This is a genomic window from Kineococcus sp. AC630 (assembly GCF_979255925.1).
The window spans coordinates 1-237 of record NZ_CEEDMJ010000147.1; the positions used below are offsets into that span (position 1 = coordinate 1).

At 35.4% G+C, this 237-nt stretch carries 1 protein-coding gene; it reads right to left on the reverse strand.

The window, feature by feature from the left end:
- On the reverse strand, positions 1-237 hold a 237-nt coding region (locus AC0I8G_RS26195; protein ID WP_471732541.1), incomplete at both ends, for a prealbumin-like fold domain-containing protein.

Sequence of the window (237 nt, forward strand, 5' to 3'; positions counted from 1 at the left end):
ATTTTTAGCAGTTAAAGAAATAGCTTTTTTCTGTCCTTTTTCAATAGTGAAACCAATAGGCGTTTCATCTAAAACGTAATGCTTTGGAGCTTTCGTTTCGATGAATTGGTAATCACCGGGACGTAGGTCGTTAATTTCGATCTTCCCTTTACCATTTGTAACAAGGTCTTTATGAATTACAGTACCATTCATATCAACAATGTTAAATACTGCACCTTCAAGGGTAGTGTCATCGAT